Here is an 18,260-nt window from a genome sequence, read left to right as displayed (position 1 = left end):
GACATGTACTTGTTAGCCTTCCGTTTCCACGCAATCCAGGTAGAGGTGGGTCGCTGTGCGGATGGGAAGTCATTTTACGGATTTATACAAATGCTTATGGATTATCTTATGACATTGCTGGATCAGGGGCGTGGACAGCCGCCTTTCATCTAAAGCCGTGCACAGCCTATTTCGCCATGGACAAGTGAATCACTCATATGTTGACTCCTACACTCATCCAATGTTATCGGCAAAAGTCGTGATTTGAAGTGGCAGATGCCTATATCGAAGCATATGATGCCGGAGACGAACGTTAGAGGAAGGAGCTAGCTGCATGAGTAAAAAAGGCAATAAGAAGGTTCCTACGCCAAAACTGCGGCATGTGAGCCCCAAATTTAAGGAACTGGATCTGACCAATCGACGGTCAGACACAATGGACTCAGGTTTCACTTCGAATAGGGAAGAACGCTTGAATACAAATAAACGGAATTCGAAGGCCATTCAGGCATCAGATGAATTCCTATCCGAATCAATGGAGTTACCTGCTTCAACGAACGAGATGGAAGATCTGGATATCTTAACTAAAGTCGTCAAGCCGGAACCCGTAGAGTCTGATAGCGAGAAAGTTGTCGAGACGCAAGATAACCTGGAAAAGCAGATTCAGGTCAGCAGCGTGGCTCCGCTTGTTCTGGAAGAAGAGGTGGGTATCAACAAGCTAGAAACAGCGAGCAGGGACCGACTGCAGATCCTGAACCAGAACCAGATGCCAGGTCATACCGGACACTATATCTACACGGACGACTTGAGTGAATTTGCTGTTACGGAGAGCAAACTGGCTCCTTTCTCTGTGGATGCCTCCAAGCTGAAACCGGATGCGGTCGGCAGTGAAGCATTGCAGGATTATGCGGTGACCAGCATTCACATTGCAGACGGGGCAATTGTTTCTGCGAAACTTGCGGAAGCGTCTGTATCTGAGGAGCACCTGATTGACGGCTCCGTGTCTGGTCACAAAATACGAAATGCTTCTATTGCCGGTGAGAAAATCAGAGATGGCAGCATTACTTCTCAGAAGCTTGGCAACCAGGTAATCGATTCGGCCAAAATTGCCGATGGTTCCATCGGCACAAGACATCTCAGCCGTATGCTGGTAACGGAAGAATTAATCAAGAATCATGCCGTAACTGGAGACAAAATCGCGATTAGCGGCGTGGACACAAGGCATCTCACGGGAGGAGCTGTGCATACCTCCAAACTGGCTGACGATGCAGTGACCACATCCAAAATTCGTGAAGGTGCTGTCACAGGCAGCAAAATCGAAGAACAATCCATTGAGTCTCACCATATTCAGGCAGGTGCTGTTAAACAGACACATTTGGCAGAAGGGGCTGTAGGTCGTTCACAGCTATCAAATGGTAGTATTGGAAGTGACCAGATTGAGGATGGATCCATACAAACAAGACATTTAGCTGAGGGTTCGCTAAGTGGAAGACATCTACTGGACGGTTCAATCGGTTCAAGCCAGATTCGCGCTCGTGCAGTTGGCAAGGAGCAGATTGGCAATGGAGAAGTATACAATGAGCATTTGACGGAAGGCGCAGTAACCAGCAGCAAATTGGCAGACCAGTCTGTTGGAACAGCAAAATTGCTGGAACAGTCCATTACGGCCTCCAAGATTTCCGATCAGAGCGTCATTTCTTCCAAAATTGCAGATGAAGCTGTACAGGGCAAGCATCTTGCCAAAGGGTCCATTCGTGCGGAACACATTGCGAATCGGGGAATCACGCCGGTACATGTGGATAATTCCGCAATTCACTCCATTCACATTGCAAGTGGAAGCATTGAGACAACCCATCTATCTACTGGAAGTGTGTCCGGAGATGCTCTCGCAGATGGCGTGGTGTCTGAGCGGCATCTTGCAGAGTCGGCAGTAGGTACGTATGAATTGCAGGATGCTGCCGTTACAGACGTTAAGCTCGCGGATGGAAGTGTGACAACAGAAAAGCTTGGAACGGCATCGGTTAGTAGCAGAGTGCTTGCTCCGGGAAGTGTTATATCCTCGCATCTTGCGAGTGGTGGAGTCACAGGTACACATCTGGCACCAGGCAGCGTGGGTTCCGAGGCCCTGAGACCTTATGCCGTAAAATCGGAACACCTGACAGAACATGCCGTGGGTGTACCTCATCTTCAGCCAGGCAGTGTTGAAACGGATGCTATTGCCCGGGCCGCGGTCACAACAGACAAATTGGCTATTGATAGTGTAACTTCAGCCCAGTTGGCTGGAGGGTCCGTTTTTCCGCCTCATCTAACAGATCATGCGGTTACCTCCCCCAAGCTCTCACCAGAGAGTGTTGCCACAGATAAACTGGCGGATTTTGCTGTCACGTCAGCTAAACTGGCAGATGGCAGCGTGACTTCTTCCAAGATTATGGCAGAGAGCATTAACGCCAAACATATTCCAGCAGGAACCATTCGCGGTTATCACCTGAAGCAGCATGCCGTTTCACTGGAACATTTGTCGGAGGAAATACGTTCACCAGAATTATTCGCCGATGGCAGTATTACCGGCAACAAACTGCGGCATGGGTCCGTTACTGCGAACCATTTGACAGCGGACTCGGTATCCGGGACAGAATTACAACAGGCTGCTGTAGGTAGCGAGCACTTGCAGCCATCCGTTGTGCAATCCGTCCATCTGGTTGAAGGAAGCGTGAAGTCTGAGCATTTGGGAACTCATGTAGTGAGTTCACAGCATCTGAAGGCAGACATCATTCTTGAGGAACATATTGCTGAACAGGTGGTCACATCCCATCACTTGGCACCTGGATCTGTCGAAACTGACCATCTGGCACCTTTATCCATTACAGCAGCTCATCTTCAGCCAGGTTTGATCAGTGGTTTGCATCTTCAGGCAGAGTCGACAAGTGCTATTCACCTGCAGCAAGGATCCGTACATTCCCGTCATATTCAAGATGGTGAAATTCTTCCTCATCATATCCATGAACGCAGCATCGGAACGTCCCATCTGGAAGAAGAAGCAGTAAGTACGATTATATTACAGGATGAATCTGTAACACGCTCAAAACTGGCGAGTGGTAGTGTTGATGGCAGTAAATTAGCCGCAGGGACAGTATCGGCTACCCACATTGCAGACGAAAGTGTGCAAACCCGCCATATCCAAGAAGGAGCAATCCTTGCTAATCATATTCAAGAGTGCAGTATTGGCTCAGTTCATCTGGAAGAGGAGTCTGTAAGTGCGGTTCATTTGCAAAATGGATCTGTAACGAGTGACAAACTGGCGGATGGCAGTATAAACGGCAGCAAATTGCTCGAAGGTACGGTATCAGGGATCCATATTGCATCCGAAAGTGTGCAATCCGGGCATATTCAGGCAGACGCCATCCATGCTGACCATATTCAGGAGCGAAGCATAGGCACAACCCATCTGGAAGAGGAAGCAGTATGTGCGATTCACCTGCAAAATGGGTCCGTTATCAGTGCTAAACTGGCCGACAGCAGTGTAACCGGCAGCAAATTGCTCGAAGATGCGGTGTCGGGAATCCATATCGCTTCTGAAAGTGTGCAATCCCGCCATATCCAGGAAGGAGCGATCCTTGCTGACCACATTCAGGAGCACAGCATCGGCATGTATCACTTGGAAGAGGAAGCAGTAAGTGCCATTCATCTCCAAAATGGATCTGTAACAAGTGCCAAGTTGGCTGACGGCAGTGTAAACGGCAGCAAGTTGGTTGAAGGAGCGGTATCGGATATCCACATTGCAGACGATAGTGTGCAATCCCGTCATATTCAGGAGGGAACAATCCTTGCTGATCATATTCAAGAGCGCAGCATAGGCACAGCCCATTTGGAAGAAGAGTCGGTAAGTGCAATTCATTTGCAAAATGGATCTGTAACGAGTGCCAAACTGGCGGACGGCAGTATAAACGGCAGCAAGCTACTCGAAGGTACGGTATCCGGGATTCATATCGCATCGGAAAGTGTGCAATCCGGGCATATTCAGGCAGGAGCCATTCATGCTGATCATATTGAGGAGCGCAGCATAGGCACAGCCCATCTGGAAGAGGAAGCAGTAAGTGCAGTTCATCTGCAAAACGGGTCCGTAACAAGTGCCAAACTGGCCGATGGCAGCATTAATAGCAGCAAATTACTCGAAAATACCGTATCGGGAATTCATATTGCACCGGAAAGTGTGCAAAGCCGGCATATCCAGGAAGGAGCGATTCTCGCTGACCATATTCAGGAGAATAGTATCGGCACGTCCCATCTGGAAGAGGAATCGGTCAGTGCGGTAAATCTGCAAAATGGATCTGTAACGAGTGCCAAATTGGCTGATGGCAGCGTGAGCGGCAGCAAATTGCTTGAAGATACGGTGTCAGATGTCCACATCTCAAATGGAAGTATACAATCCCGCCATATCCAAGAGAGAGCCATCCATGCTGACCATATTCAAGAGCGTAGTATTGGGATCTCCCACCTCAAAGCGGAATCAGTCAGTGCGATTCATCTGCACAATGGTTCCATAACAAGTGCCAAACTGGCCGACGGCAGTGTGAATGGTAATAAATTGCTTGAAGGAGCGGTATCGGCTATCCACATTGCAGATAAAAGTGTGGAATCTCGGCATATTCAGGATGGAACGATTCATGCTGATCATATTCAAGAACGCAGTATTCGCACAACCCATCTAGAAGAGGAAGCAGTAGGCGGGGTACATCTGCAAAATGGATCAGTCACAAGTGCCAAATTGGCCGACGGCAGTGTAACTGGCAGCAAACTGAGTGAACAAAGCATTACCTCCAATCACTTGAATGCGGGAATTGTAGGTCCGGCCCATTTGAGCGAAGAGATATGGAATGCGATTCGTCAGTTCAGTGGAGAAACGCTCGAACAACTGGCAGCGATCAAAAAACAAGAGGCATTGCTTCAAGCGGGAAGTGAGGCTGTACCACCATCACAACCGGCAATTGTCGTGGAACCCTCAAGTGTCGATCTGATGGAAACGCAGTTTATCCAGACGTCGAGTCAGGAGCTGGGGCAACAACAAGAGCATCTATCGCAAGCTAACCAGCTTGGAGATTCATTGACGACAGCTGGCACGGTCCAGCCACAGTCTGAATTTTCACAAGAGATCGATGGAAATAAGGAGTTCAAGCTGAGGGAGCAAGCAGTTAAGCAGGAGCATTTGAGTGATGGAGCTGTTGGAAGCAGCCAGTTGCAGCATGGAGCTGTGGGTCCTGAACACCTGTCATTCCAGCCCGTACGGAGTGTCAGCCGTCAGCCTGTGGTGCAGCAGTTCGGTATGGAGGCCTTTATACTGCCTGAGGATGAACAGTGCGTGGAAGTAACGGTAGCCTTTGAGGAGTCGTTTATATCGGAGCATTATGTGATTGTTGCTATGTGTAATGATCGGGGATTCCAGGTGTCACTCCTCTCCCAGAGTGAGGATGAAGCCGTGCTGGAAGTGTCACGTACTGCGGGCTCCACACACACCTACGGATTGTTATCATGGATTGCCGCTGGGCCTTCAGTGTAAAAGTGTGAGATCATGAGTCTTCATTAAAGATAACTTTAGAGGAATGATTTCACATGTTTAAATAGACAAAAGCGGTTCCCGGATATGTCCGGGACACCGCTTTTTTTCATATATAAGCTTGATCCGTTCGGACGATGAGGGGTGCCTGAACGATTGAATATGAGTTCAACAACGAATGATTCTTACAGTCCTACGGCTTGATAAGCTTTGGTAATTGCAGTAGCTTCAGCAGAAGTTGCTCCGTACAGATCTTTAGCGGCTTGGATTGTCGCTGTTTTGGCAGCAGCAAATTTGGATGTAGGCGTCAGATAGTTCACAAGTGTGCTGTAGAAAATCTGAATGGCTTTATCACGCCCGATTCCTGTTACAGTCACGCCATTATGTGTGCCGCCTTGAGCAGCAAGATAGTAGGCTTTGTTAATGATACCGCTGTTGGTATGAACGCCTCCATTGTCAGCTGTTCCAGTATAACGGTCAGCGTATTTGTCAGGTTGTCCATACAATGTAGGGTTGGATAGGGAGCGCAGTGCATCGCCTGCAATGTTAGGTGTGTAAATGTCATCACCTATCAACCAGTTTTTGCTTTGGATGGTATTGCCGAAGATATCTGCGAAGGCTTCGTTCAATGCGCCCGGCTCATTGCGATACTCCAGATTGGCCGTGTTCTCAATGACTCCGTGAGTCAATTCATGACCAACGACGTCCAGATCACCGGACAGGGAAGTAAAGGTTGTACCATCTCCGTCACCAAATACAATCTGTACCCCGTTCCAGAACGCGTTATTGTAATTGGAGCCGTAATGTACCGTGGATTTAATCAGCAAGCCGTTACCATCCAGACCGTTACGGTTGAATTTGTTTTTGTAGAAATCATACGTGGCAGCAGCATAGGCATGGGCATCTACTCCGGCACGATCAGTCCATACATTATCGGAATCCGTCAGGAGAGTACCAGGAATGGTGGAGCGATTGCTTGCGGTGTAGGTTTCAATCCCTTTTCCGCGAGTGGTATCTTTCAGTTGGAAGGTACTGCCGGATTGGGTAGTTGTAAGGGTCTTGGTATCACCAAGTACACCTGTACCTGTGCCTGTTGCGAAGTTGATGATGTCATATTGAGAAACGATACTGCCGTCAACGGCATTTACGAAATATTTGGTACGTAGTGGGGCGGGGTCCAGCACATTGACTTCGGTAATGTAAACAAGGTAGGTTTGGTCATCTTCCTCATTATGGTAAATGTTCAGTTCCGCTTCAGGGGTTTTCTGAGGTTCGCCAAGCTCTCCAACGCGGGAAGTGGCTTCTTCCGATGCAATCTTGATCGCATCTTCTGCGCTGATTTCAGCGACACCGTCATTAGGGATAGCTTGTTCTTCAACTGGTGGGAGATCACCAAGTGCGGATGAAACCTGGCCAGTTTTGTCTAAGTGGATCGTTTGCTCGGCACCGTACACTGGAATTCCTTTAATGTACTGTTTCAGGCGGAAGTGTCGTACACCAGAGGTGTCTGTAGTTCTTTTAATAATTTTGAGTTGGGATTTCACGTCGGAATTCAGGAATTGTTCCTGTTGTCCAAGGAAATTGAAGATCGTTTCGTCAGAGCCGCTGTTCAACGAGATACCCTCCTCAGAGGCATAAGGGGCCTGCAATGGAATGGACTGATCAGACAATGGAGCTGCAGCAGCAGAAGATACGGAAGCGAGCAAAAGAGCTCCTCCAAGAATTGTTGGCATAACTTTAGAAAATTTCATAGTAAACTCTCCCATTCTCAATATGATTTTTTGGAAAACACATGATTATGCCAATCTCGGTTGGAGTTCCGTCTGCAACTTGGGCAGCGCGGAGTGTGGGGCTGAATCTGAAACGTGGAATATGACAAGAAACGATAAAGAACAAAGTCGGCAGAGCCTGTATGCCTGTGGTAGGGCGTGTCAAAGGAATACCGTTTATTCGGTTCAGCCATGAGGCTTAATCGTTTATTGTGCTTCCTCTTTCAGAAGCCTGGGGTCTTGTCCACTTGCGAAGCAGAAGATGTTCTTACGGAGCCGGGGTGTTCGTTCCGGGTTCACATAATAAAGCCTGAATTACATATTGAACGGCATCACTCCTCTCAAGGTACATGCAACAGAGCAAAAACAGCCTCCTTGTATGCATAATTAACCTAAGGTCAATTAACAGAAATAAAAAAAGAACTATAGGGAACATTTGTTCCTCGTTAGGATTTTTTTGTCAATGTCCTGCTTGCAACGTATATTATCACAATGTAAAACTTTGGAAAAGATGCAATTTTAAATTTTTTTAAAATTGTGTCTGAAGTAGGGGAGCTGTAGCATATTTCACATTTTTTGACGAATCATGTCTATATTAATGGTTTGATTGAGCCTGCTAGCAGACAGAACCTGCTTAATTCAAGGACATACGCCGTTTCCACTGCTCCATGAATACATAGAATAACGTGTACTCCCTTTGCATGACGATGATGTACACCTGGGAGGTGACTGTGTTGCAAAAACGCGGCAATACAGCTTTTTATGCAGCTAAATCGAAGCTGGCACAAAGAAAAGCGCATTTAAAGAAGCGTCGTTTGAAATCTGCCTACAAAAAGGGTACAAAGGCCTACAAGTACGTGATTCCACCCGTGGAGCAAACGGAATTGCCAGCATTCGGAGCTGAGCATGCGATGAGAGAGACACTTGCACAAGGTTCAGCGGACTCGCATAAACCACTGCTTTCGGTCATTATACCTGCCATGAATGAAGAGCGAACCATTGGTGCAGTCGTCCGTCGGGCACTGCGGATATGCCGTGATGCTGAAGTGCTTGTTATTGTGAATGGTTCAACGGATGGAACGGCAGCAGCGGCAAAAAGAGCGGGGGCAAAGGTTCTTCGTTATGCCGAAGCTTTGGGACATGATGGAGGAAGAAGAATCGGTGCAGAGGCAGCTCGTGGCAGGGTGCTGTTGTTCACGGATGCAGACATTCCAATTCCGGCAGAACATCTTGCGCCTTATGTGCGAGCAATTTTGGATGGAACGGATGTGGCCCTTAATGATTATAACGGGCCGGTGGCGCGTATCCCTGTTCACCCTGTGGTAGAGGCCAAACATGCGCTAAACAGCATGCTAGCCAGACCTGATCTGCAAGGAGCTTCCATGACAGCCATTCCGCATGCCTTAAGTCGCAGGGCACTTGAAGTGATTGGTGCGGACACACTGGAGATTCCACCGTTGGCACATGCAAAGGCGGTTACCAGCGGGTTGAAGGTGCGTGCCGTTCATCATGTACCTGTAGGCAAAATGAACGCAGTTCGAGTCAAGAAACGAAGCGGACCTGACCCGCTCAGTCAAGTGGTATGGAATGATCATCTGACAGCGATCAGGTGGATAACCGATACGCTTGGTCCACGCGGAGGATATTCTGATCTGCAGCGTGTTCGTAGCCTGACGAGGTGAGCATGTTGCCTAAAACAAGAAAGAAACCTCGTCAAAAGATGCAGCATGCTGGAGGTGAGGAAATGAAGGAGCGTTCAGGGCGCGATCGTCGGCAACGGATAGCAGGCAGACGAACAAGAAGGAACAGAACCAGAACCATAGGCAGGAAGAACCCGACAAAATCGCCGTTAAAGAGTTCGACCGCGAGCAGGTCGACTACGAACAGCTCTATATTACAAGAAGCGTTCCGCGCAGGGCAACGGGCAGGATGCAAGGCATTGGAAAGTGAGCAATCGATTGAACAACATGCACGTTCAGCATGGCAGGAGCATGAGGCTACTATCTCAGCGGAGCTAAGGGGATATTCTGCTGCAATGCACGCAGGGAAAGCATTTATGCAGGGTTATACTCATGCTGCAGGGCGTTCATTGAATATCATTCCAATTGCCCTAAATAAACCTGCGGCTGCAGTCGTCTGTGCATGCAATGAGGAACTTACGCTGGGGCAAGTACTTGTACAACTGAAACGTTTACCGCTGACGGATATCGTTGTGGTATTGAATGGAACAACGGACAACAGTTTAGCACAGGTGCTTGAACAGCCTGGTATCACACTCGTCTATGAACCTGATCGAGCAGGACATGATGTAGGCCGCGCCTTGGGGGCCAAAATGACGGAGGCAGAGACCCTTCTCTTTGTGGATGGGGATATGGTCGTCCCGGCAGAGCAACTCGCCCCGTTTCTGTATGCGGTCGACCGTGGAGATGATGTTGCGCTGAACAATCTTTCATCCCTTTTGCCTCCATTTGCCCGCCAGGATGAAGTGAGCCGCATCAAGGCATATCTCAACCGCGTGCTTAATCGTTCTGATCTGGGTTCCAATTCGTTGACGGCCGTACCCCATGCCCTCTCGCGTAACATGATCCAGATCGTAAAACCGGAGGCGCTGGCAGTTCCTCCCAAGGCGCAAAGTCTGGCCATTCAGCACGGATTAAAAGTGACTGCGCCCAGTCAGGTGGATGTCATTCGTTCCAATCGTCTGCGCTCAACTAATACGGGCAGCGGCAACGAAGTCGCTCAATTGATCATTGGCGATCATCTGGAGGCGATTGCAACCTGGCTGGACATGGGCGACAATATGTCACAAGCTCGATCCATTTCCCGTGCAGAAGTAGCCTACAGGAGGAACGCCAGATGACACTGACGAGTATTATTATTCCAACGTACAACGGGCTGGATCTGCTGAAACCATGTATCGAAGCCATTCGAAAATATACCGATCCTCATACACCATATGAAATCATCGTTGTGGATAATGGCTCGGTTGATGGAACAGCAGCGTATTGTGCCTGGGAACGAATTCGTTTTGTCCGGTTACCGGACAATCGGGGGTTTCCGGCGGCTTGCAATGCGGGGCTCCGTGCAGCCTGTGGTGATGAGCTGTTGCTATTGAATAATGATGTTACGGTTACTACCCGCTGGCTCGAAAATCTGAGGGCAGCCCTCTACAGTGAAGCAAACATTGGTATTACAGGTCCGGTGACCAACTACGCAAGTGGTATCCAGCAGGTGGAGCTTGAGTTCCGGGACATGGCACATTTTCAGGAACTCGCTGCTGCCAACAATATTGTCGATTCTTCCAGGTGGAAGGAAGTCAGACGGATTGTCGGCTTATGCATGCTCATACGGCGAAGTGTGATGGAGGACATTGGTGTGCTTGACGAAGTCTATTCGCCGGGACACTATGAAGATGACGATTATTGCTACAGGGCCTGCCAGAAAGGCTATCGTTTGCTGGTATGCGGAGATGTCCTGGTACATCATCGCGGCAGCGCGAGTTTCCTGAAGACCGATCCTGTAGCATGGAAACAGTTGCTTGAGCGCAATCGATCCATTTTTATCAACAAATGGCATGTCGATCCCCTTAAATATATTGAGACATCCGATGAAGGAGGGATAGTGGAATGAAAGGTGTAATTCTTGCTGGCGGAACAGGAACACGACTGTATCCTCTGACCCGGCTGATTAACAAGCATCTGATTCCAGTCGGCAAGCATCCGATGATTATGTATGGCATCGACAGACTCCGCCAGGCAGGCATTGAAGAGATATTGATAGTGATCAACAAACATTCCGCTGGGTTATACACGGAGTATTTGGGTGGTGGAGCAGATCATGGCGTCAAGCTGACGTATCGGATTCAGGAAAAGGCAGGCGGGATTGCTGAAGCATTGGATCTGGCGACATCGTTTATCCTTCCTGGAGAGAAATTTGTTGTGCTGCTGGGTGACAATCTGTTTAGCGACGATTTGAAGCCTTATGTGGATCGGTATTTGCAGCAGCCCGCGGGCACAGCTCGTGTATTGCTCAAAGAAGTGGACGATGCACGGCGGTATGGGGTGCCGGTGTTTGATCCAAAGCATCCGGAACGAATTGCATACATTGAGGAAAAACCGAGTGATCCCAAGACCTCTTATTGTGTTACTGGCATATATATGTATGATGACCATGTATTTAACCTTATTCAAAACATTGCACCTTCTGCACGCGGCGAACTCGAAATTACGGACGTGAACAATCATTATGCAGCAGCTGGAGGACTGGAATACGATATTTTGCAAAAATATTGGAGTGATGCCGGGACGTTCCAATCGCTTCAGGAAGCAGCCATCCGCATGAAGGGTCAACTACCCTAAAATATATGTGCCTGATGCTGCCGCTGTGAGAGGTCCCATGAGAGCAGAACAACCTGCGCCGGAGCCGGAAGAAAGCTCCGGCGCTTTGTGCAGCGGGGGCACTCCTAGTGCATGCCAAGGGAGGGAATGCCGTGAGAGTAGCAAAACGCAGCGACTTGGGTAGGAGGAATAAGACACTGGGCAGTCATGCCGGTTCCTTGTACGTATCTGTAGGAGTGCAGCCCAAAGCAAGTTCGAATCATGAATGGGGAAACAACGGTACGAAGCAGGGAAGTTTGGAACTCGCAGGAATAGAGCGCAAGCTTCTTGCAGAACCGAAAGGCAAAGCCAGCGGGCGCACTGGTGCAAGACGTGGTGGGAGCGCAGGAGCACGAACCAAAACGGGCGTGAAAACAGGCGAAGGGCGGGGCAGCGCAGGCACCCGCTTGAAAGCTGGCGAGCGTGCAGGCGTGAGCCGTGGCCGTAAAGGGGCGCGAGCCAAAGCGGGCAAGCGCGCAGCTGCCCGCCGCGCGCTTGCCGCGCCGCGGGGCGGGCGGACCGCAGGCGCCCGCGGCAAACAGCGCACGGCTGCGCAGCGTGCGCCTGGGCCAGCACCGCAAGGCAGCACGCCACAGGCGCTGCCTGCCAGCGGTGCTGGCCCCGCCCCGCCGCAAGCGACACACCGACGCGGTGGTGTCGCTCACGCGGGGCGGGAAAGCGCTGCCGCGCATGCTGGCAGCGCAAGGGCACTGGCGCCTGCGCAGCCGGCAGCAGCGCCCGAGAGCGGCTACGCCGAGGGCTTCCGCGACGGCGTGTTCGCGGGCGGGGAGGCGCTGGTGGCGCAGCACATCCCGCCTGATCATATTCTGCCTACCGTGGCGGCGGCAGATCTGATCGAGGCGGGATTCCGCCAATATGCGCCCACGCTTACCCGGCTGGCCAGCCCTCATGAGATGGCTGGCCACATCCAGGGGGCGCTGGATGCGCAGCGCCCCCTGTCTGTCGTTCGCCTCGGAGATGGCGAACTGTTGACCCTGGCAGCCGATACGGTGCTGCCAGGCGAGCAAGTGCAGGGGCTGGCACCGTTTCTGCCTTATGCAGGGGTGCCACGCTCCACCCCGGACATCCGCGCTGCGCTCGCGGAAGCCATTCGAGGCGCCGATTGGGTCGGTGTCCCCATCTCGCGTGCGCCTACTTTTCAGGGACTGTTATTTCCAGTATTACGGCATTTTGGAATTGACTGGTCCCGTCTGAATCTGACCAGTTCCACGATTAACTACAGCCTGCATCATTCCGGTCTGTTGCTGCCTGTGGTACAGGGGCGCCGGGTGCTGCTGATTGGAAGCCAAGCTGCAGAGCTCGGGGCCTTGTTGAACGGTCGCGGGATACAAGTGACAGGCATCATAGGAACAGTGGAGGGGGTAGCGGATATCCCGAGAGTGATGCAGCAGACTGCGGAGCATTCGTTCGATATCGCTCTGGTAGCAGCGGGAATTCCGGCCGTCATTCTGTGCCGCCGAATCGCTGGTGAGCTGGGGCGGGTTGCCATAGATTTTGGACATTTGGCTGACAAATTGGTTACAGGAGAGCTTCATCTCTAATGGACGATCTGGTGCGACGTTCATCGTAACGCGCATGTGGATGAGGGGAAATGGAGGAAGCAACATGAGCACATCAGACAGACGTTCAAAACAGCGGAAAGCATCGTCATCCGATACCGTTGTTTTACATGCAGCTCGAAGCAGGAGTGGAGGGAAGAATAAACGCCAAGCCTCAGGTAAACGGGCAGCCAAGAACGCAAAACTGTATAAGCAGGGATACCATAGAGGCTATGATGAGGGCGTTCGACAGGGGGAGAGCTCATTCGGACTGGTATTCGAAGGCGTAAGCATTATTATTCCGACATACAACCAGCGCGAATATGTCCTTCAATGTGTGTCCAGTATTGAAAAGCATACACCGGCCCCCTTTGAAATTATTGTTGTGGATAACGCATCCAAGGATGGCACCGCGGCAGCCATGCTTCGTAAAGGTGGAATGGTAAGGGTCGCTGCGCTGGATAAGAATCGTGGTTTTGCCGGTGGTGTCAATCATGGACTGATGATGGCGAAGGGGAGACATATCGTCGTGCTGAATAACGATACACTGGTCACCCCGGGCTGGCTGGAAAACATGATGACCTGTCTTGACAGTCATCCCGAGATGGGAGTTGTGGGTCCGGTTACGAATTACATTGGCGGAGATCAGCAGATTGAAGTCCCATACAGGGAAGTGGAGGATATGTGGTCTTTTGCTGCCCGACATAATCGCCCGGATGCCACGAAACATCGGGAGACCGAAAGACTGGTTGGATTTTGCTGGCTTTTCTCACGGGAATTGTTGGAGCGGGTAGGTTATCTTGATGAAGGTTACGCCGTGGGCAATTTTGAAGATGATGACTGGATCATCCGGGCGAAACTGGCGGGATACAGGCTGGGGGTAGCCGGCGATGCATTCATACATCACTACGGAAGTGTAAGCATGAAGAAGCTGGGAGAACAGGATTATGAAGTCGTGAATAAGGATAACGAGCAATTTTATACACAAAAATGGGGAGATCCCCATGCGCTGGTTGCTGATACTTCCCGGCTCTCGCTGCGCGCCAAGGTGTCGACAAGTCAGCAGGAGAACAAGATACCCCAGGGCACGTCGGATTCCCCTGATCTGCGACAGCGCATTTCCACCAAGGGCAGCAGCGATGTAACCCATAAGCTGAGACGCAGCACGGACTTTTACCCGGAGGGCTGTTACATCTCTGATATCAAGGGCGATGTTTATCGACTGATACGTGGGCAGCGACGCAAGCTGAACATCCCCGTTCCACGAGGTATTTCTCCCGTTCTGGTTGCGAAACCGGATCTGCTCGGGGCACCTGAAGGTGAGCCATTGATATCTGCGGGTGAGGTACAAGGCTGGCCCCTGGAAAGAAGTCATGTTCATGCTCAACCTGTTCAGAGCAACCGCGATGCACTGGAGGAAGGCATGATTATTGCCGCGACGAATGAGCGGGATATATGGTACCAGATCAGTGGCAGTAAACGCAGGAGGTTTGCAACCCTTTATGCTGCGGAACGGTGGGGAGTGCAATCCGGGCATGTCGTTCATGTATCTGCGAACCAATTGCGTACGATCGAAGAAGACTGGCCCATTATTGCTCCTCCCCAGCTCTTGAACGAAGATTTGTAATGACCGGGTTCGGCTGCCTTGTATATCGGCACGACAGCATGATGCGGAATATGATGTACAGCGTATCGTAACGCTACGCATCTTTCCGCATCCGAACTTTACATATACCACGAATCATGAGATGTAACGATTGAAAGATTGGTGAATTACTTTTACACTAAGCCCATTCAATCTTTGCAAAGCATATTGAAGTATACCGAGACAGGGGGAATGCACGATGAAAGACACCATGGCAGTACAAGCCCAAACTATTGCTGGTGAGTTTTTTCAGGAACAAGTGAGATCCTCATACCCGATTATCGGAAAAGGTTTTGTGAATCAGGTTTGCCTGGTTGAGACGGAACGTCATAAAGTCGTGGTCCGCATGAACAACAAGGTTCATTATCCCACCTTTATCAAAGAAAAATGGTGTATTGAGCAGGCAGCAGCAGCGGGTATCCCTGGGCCATATACATTGTCCGTTGGGGTTAAGGATGAATTGGCATATATGATTCAAACGTTTGTCGAGGGGGATAACGGATTGGATAGTAAAGTAGCCCCGACTGACATCTGGAGGAAGCTCGGTGAATATGCGAGACGTATACATTCCATTCAAGTGACCGGTTTTGGCGAGGAGCTGATTGATCCCATTCAGGGTACATTTCATTCTCCACCTCATCCAGGATCAGATGGCAGCTGGAAAGGATATGTGCAGTATAACATCGATAGTTTGACAGAGCGGGATCCGCTGCTTGAGTTGGGCGTAATCAAGAAGAGGGAATCGAAGATTGTACGACAATGGTTCGAGCAGTTGCAAGATGAAAAGTTCCGATTCGGTTTATGTCATGGTGATATCTCATTAAAAAATACGATAGTTCATCCGACAGGTCAGTTGATACTACTGGATTGGGGGAGTGCGGAAGTTACTGTCGTGCCACATGGAGATGTCATCCATCTGATGGGGTGTCATCTCCGTGGTGAAGGCCCTGATACGGAACAATTGAAAGCGTTCTTGGAAGGATACGGAATGAGTATGGAGGAACTGGGTCTGACCAGGCATCTATTGCTGTTAAAAGCCTTTGATACCCTCCGATGGGCTATGGATAAACGGCCGGACCAGGTTAACCATTATGCCGGTTCTGCCAAACAGGTCTTTAACATGGTTAGTGATAGGTTCAGGAATTAGAGAGCTCTTAAAGAGCTCTTTTCAAATTTTAAATATAATCTTTCTATCCTCTTATAGGTTTATTCTATTGGCAGATCCATTGACGCTTGAAGAGGTGAGGAGTACATTTATAGCCATAATTCTTATTTAACAGATAGGAATTAATGGTCTGGGTGGTGATCCATCCTGATCTGACAATGAATCAATCAGGAGGTATGCCGATGTCTGCTACATCGAAAAAAGTAGTGCTCTGGAGCAAAACAGGCTGTCATTTCTGCGGGGAGGTCAAGGCATTCCTAACGGCCCGCAACCAGCCTTTTGAGAACATCGAAGTGCAAGGCAACGATGTGCTGAGGGACGTGCTTGAAGCCAAATATGGCATTCGACATGTACCTGTCATTGAGGTGGGTGGAGACGGCAAGTATGAAGCTTTGCTGGAGCCTGATTTGGAGAAACTGGCGGAACTTCTCGCCCAGCCCGATGAAGCAGCAGTCTGACCGGATGTGGCGGATCTCTTGATAAAGCAGTTTCCGGCTGCTAAAGGCTGTCATATCAGTGTGCAGCAGTCGGGGATTTTTATAAGCCATAATCCATCCTCTTATTCAGATGTCCAATCCTTATATAGAAAAGTTCTATAAGTAATGCTGTTGACCGATGTGCGGGGCAGTGATAAGATTTGTGAAATTAAAGCTGACCAAACTCATAGGAATAGTTAACTTTGTGATTTTTCTTCATTCGTAATCCGTATCAGATCGGACTTTAGAAAATTCTTGATATATCCTAATCCAAGGAAGGCGGAATGGTTATGACGGCTCAGCGCAGTTTGAAATTTGGAGCGATTGTCCACGGTGTCGGAGGCAGTATGACGACTTGGAGACACCCGGAGATTCAATCCGATGCCAGTGTGAATTTTGAATTTTACAAACGCCAAACGTTGAAGGCAGAAGAAGGGAAATTCGATCTCGTTTTTATCGCTGATGGTCTTTATATTACCGAGAAATCCATACCTCACTTCTTGAATCGATTTGAGCCAATCAGCTTGTTGTCCGCCCTGGCCGCCATTACGTCGCGGATTGGTCTGGTTGGAACACTTTCCACCTCCTATAGTGATCCATTCACAGTTGCCAGACAGTTCGGTTCCCTTGATCTGATTAGTAATGGCCGTGCTGGTTGGAATGTGGTTACATCCCCGCTTGAAGGTTCAGCCAAAAACTACAGTAAAAGTAACCATCCTACCCACCCGGAACGTTACCGGATTGCAACCGAATATTTGCAGGTGACTAAGGGCCTCTGGGACTCATGGGAAGACGATGCCTTTGTTAGAGACAAAGAAAGCGGCGTTTTCTTCGATCCATCCAAACTGCACACACTCAATCATGAGGGAGAGTTCTTCTCCGTACAGGGTCCACTTAACATTGCACGTTCAAAGCAGGGGCAGCCGGTTATTTTCCAGGCAGGTTCTTCAGAAGATGGCAAGACTCTTGCTGCCAAAGAAGCGGATGCTGTTTTTACAGGGCATGATTCTATTGAGGATGCACAGGCCTTCTACAAAGATGTCAAAACCCGCGCAACAACCTATGGACGTTCCACACAAGATATCGTCATTTTGCCAGGAATCAATCCAATCATTGGACGGACAGAAGAGGAAGCAGAACAGAAATATCAGGAGATCGCCAGCCTGGTCACGATCGATAAAGCGCTGGATTACCTTGGACGTTTCTTCGAGCATCATGACTTCTCCCAATATCCGCTGGATGAACCATTCCCTGAATTGAATGGCATTGGCAGCAACAGCTTCCGCAGCGGTACGGACAAAATCAAGCGGGATGCCAAGGAGCAAGGATTGACGCTGCGTGAAGTAGCCCTGCGGGCAGCAACACCGAAGAGCAAATTCCTTGGCACACCGGAGCAGGTGGCTGACAAGATCCAGGAATGGTTCGAAGCCGAAGCAGCGGATGGATTCATTATTCATTCCGAACTGCCAAGTGGATTGGCTGATTTCGTGGAACTGGTTGTTCCGATTCTGCAAGAGCGCGGCATTTATCGCACCGAATACGAGCATGACACATTGCGTGGCAATCTCGGTGTGCAAATTCCCGTGAATCGTTACACGGCTGCCCGGGAGCAAGTTGGAACCGAGGCTTAAGAAACTGGAGAGTTGAAATTCGGCAGCAGTCTAGGAATGAGGGATCCGGGTGAACTATTCGGATTGCATATGCGTAAGGGTTGAATGATGCTATAAAACCGAGTTAACGGAT

11 protein-coding genes are annotated in these 18,260 nt (G+C 49.8%); 10 read left to right on the top strand and 1 reads right to left on the bottom strand.

The annotated features are described in order from the left end of the window. Positions 1-313 precede the first annotated feature (313 nt). Entirely contained in the window at positions 314-5,530 is a 5,217-nt protein-coding gene (locus tag RS891_RS26055; protein ID WP_315793601.1) for a WIAG-tail domain, read from the top strand. A 182-nt stretch (positions 5,531-5,712) separates the two neighbouring features. On the opposite strand, the gene RS891_RS26050 is transcribed toward RS891_RS26055, so the two are convergent. After that, the gene (locus RS891_RS26050) at positions 5,713-7,278 is read right to left on the bottom strand and encodes a M4 family metallopeptidase (RefSeq protein WP_113055961.1); all 1,566 of its coding nucleotides are present in this window, start codon (positions 7,276-7,278) and stop codon (positions 5,713-5,715) included. A 749-nt stretch (positions 7,279-8,027) separates the two neighbouring features. Between RS891_RS26050 and RS891_RS26045 the strand changes: the two genes are divergently transcribed. From RS891_RS26045 to RS891_RS26005, 9 genes are all read left to right on the top strand, one after another. Further along, on the top strand, positions 8,028-8,978 hold the full coding sequence (locus RS891_RS26045) for a glycosyltransferase family 2 protein (RefSeq protein WP_258530900.1): 951 nt from the start codon (positions 8,028-8,030) through the stop codon (positions 8,976-8,978). 62 nt (positions 8,979-9,040) lie between these two features. Further along, positions 9,041-10,156 (top strand): glycosyltransferase family A protein, encoded by a 1,116-nt coding sequence (locus RS891_RS26040; RefSeq protein WP_315793600.1) that lies wholly within the window; start codon positions 9,041-9,043, stop codon positions 10,154-10,156. Further along, positions 10,153-10,926, top strand: coding sequence for a glycosyltransferase family 2 protein (locus RS891_RS26035; RefSeq protein ID WP_315793599.1), 774 nt, complete (start codon positions 10,153-10,155; stop codon positions 10,924-10,926). The genes RS891_RS26040 and RS891_RS26035 overlap by 4 nt, the downstream gene beginning before the upstream one ends. Continuing rightward, positions 10,923-11,654 carry a sugar phosphate nucleotidyltransferase gene (locus RS891_RS26030; RefSeq protein WP_113055958.1) on the top strand — a complete coding sequence of 244 codons (732 nt, stop codon included), beginning with the start codon at positions 10,923-10,925 and terminating at the stop codon, positions 11,652-11,654. The genes RS891_RS26035 and RS891_RS26030 overlap by 4 nt, the downstream gene beginning before the upstream one ends. 131 nt (positions 11,655-11,785) lie before the next feature. Beyond that, positions 11,786-13,234, top strand: coding sequence for a GT-D fold domain-containing protein (locus RS891_RS26025; RefSeq protein ID WP_315793598.1), 1,449 nt, complete (start codon positions 11,786-11,788; stop codon positions 13,232-13,234). Between the two features lie 64 nt (positions 13,235-13,298). Beyond that, positions 13,299-14,858 carry a glycosyltransferase family 2 protein gene (locus tag RS891_RS26020; RefSeq protein WP_315793597.1) on the top strand — a complete coding sequence of 520 codons (1,560 nt, stop codon included), beginning with the start codon at positions 13,299-13,301 and terminating at the stop codon, positions 14,856-14,858. Between the two features lie 217 nt (positions 14,859-15,075). After that, positions 15,076-16,023 carry a phosphotransferase family protein gene (locus RS891_RS26015; RefSeq protein ID WP_315793596.1) on the top strand — a complete coding sequence of 316 codons (948 nt, stop codon included), beginning with the start codon at positions 15,076-15,078 and terminating at the stop codon, positions 16,021-16,023. Between the two features lie 200 nt (positions 16,024-16,223). Beyond that, positions 16,224-16,499 (top strand): glutaredoxin family protein, encoded by a 276-nt coding sequence (locus RS891_RS26010; RefSeq protein WP_315793595.1) that lies wholly within the window; start codon positions 16,224-16,226, stop codon positions 16,497-16,499. Between the two features lie 308 nt (positions 16,500-16,807). Further along, positions 16,808-18,148: an LLM class flavin-dependent oxidoreductase gene (locus RS891_RS26005; RefSeq protein ID WP_064635749.1), complete on the top strand. Its 1,341-nt coding sequence runs from the start codon at positions 16,808-16,810 to the stop codon at positions 18,146-18,148. Positions 18,149-18,260 lie beyond the last annotated feature (112 nt).

Source organism: Paenibacillus sp. BIC5C1 (assembly GCF_032399705.1).
Lineage (GTDB): Bacteria > Bacillota > Bacilli > Paenibacillales > Paenibacillaceae > Paenibacillus > Paenibacillus taichungensis_A.
This window is presented reverse-complemented; position numbering and strand designations above follow the sequence as displayed.

Excerpts from the sequence above, each read along its gene's own strand:
- RS891_RS26055 (WP_315793601.1), top strand. The coding sequence starts at position 314 with ATGAGTAAAAAAGGCAATAAGAAGGTTCCTACGCCAAAACTGCGGCAT.
- RS891_RS26050 (WP_113055961.1), bottom strand. The coding sequence starts at position 7,278 with ATGAAATTTTCTAAAGTTATGCCAACAATTCTTGGAGGAGCTCTTTTG.
- RS891_RS26040 (WP_315793600.1), top strand. The coding sequence starts at position 9,041 with ATGAAGGAGCGTTCAGGGCGCGATCGTCGGCAACGGATAGCAGGCAGA.
- RS891_RS26035 (WP_315793599.1), top strand. The coding sequence starts at position 10,153 with ATGACACTGACGAGTATTATTATTCCAACGTACAACGGGCTGGATCTG.
- RS891_RS26030 (WP_113055958.1), top strand. The coding sequence starts at position 10,923 with ATGAAAGGTGTAATTCTTGCTGGCGGAACAGGAACACGACTGTATCCT.
- RS891_RS26020 (WP_315793597.1), top strand. The coding sequence starts at position 13,299 with ATGAGCACATCAGACAGACGTTCAAAACAGCGGAAAGCATCGTCATCC.
- RS891_RS26015 (WP_315793596.1), top strand. The coding sequence starts at position 15,076 with ATGAAAGACACCATGGCAGTACAAGCCCAAACTATTGCTGGTGAGTTT.
- RS891_RS26010 (WP_315793595.1), top strand. The coding sequence starts at position 16,224 with ATGTCTGCTACATCGAAAAAAGTAGTGCTCTGGAGCAAAACAGGCTGT.
- RS891_RS26005 (WP_064635749.1), top strand. The coding sequence starts at position 16,808 with ATGACGGCTCAGCGCAGTTTGAAATTTGGAGCGATTGTCCACGGTGTC.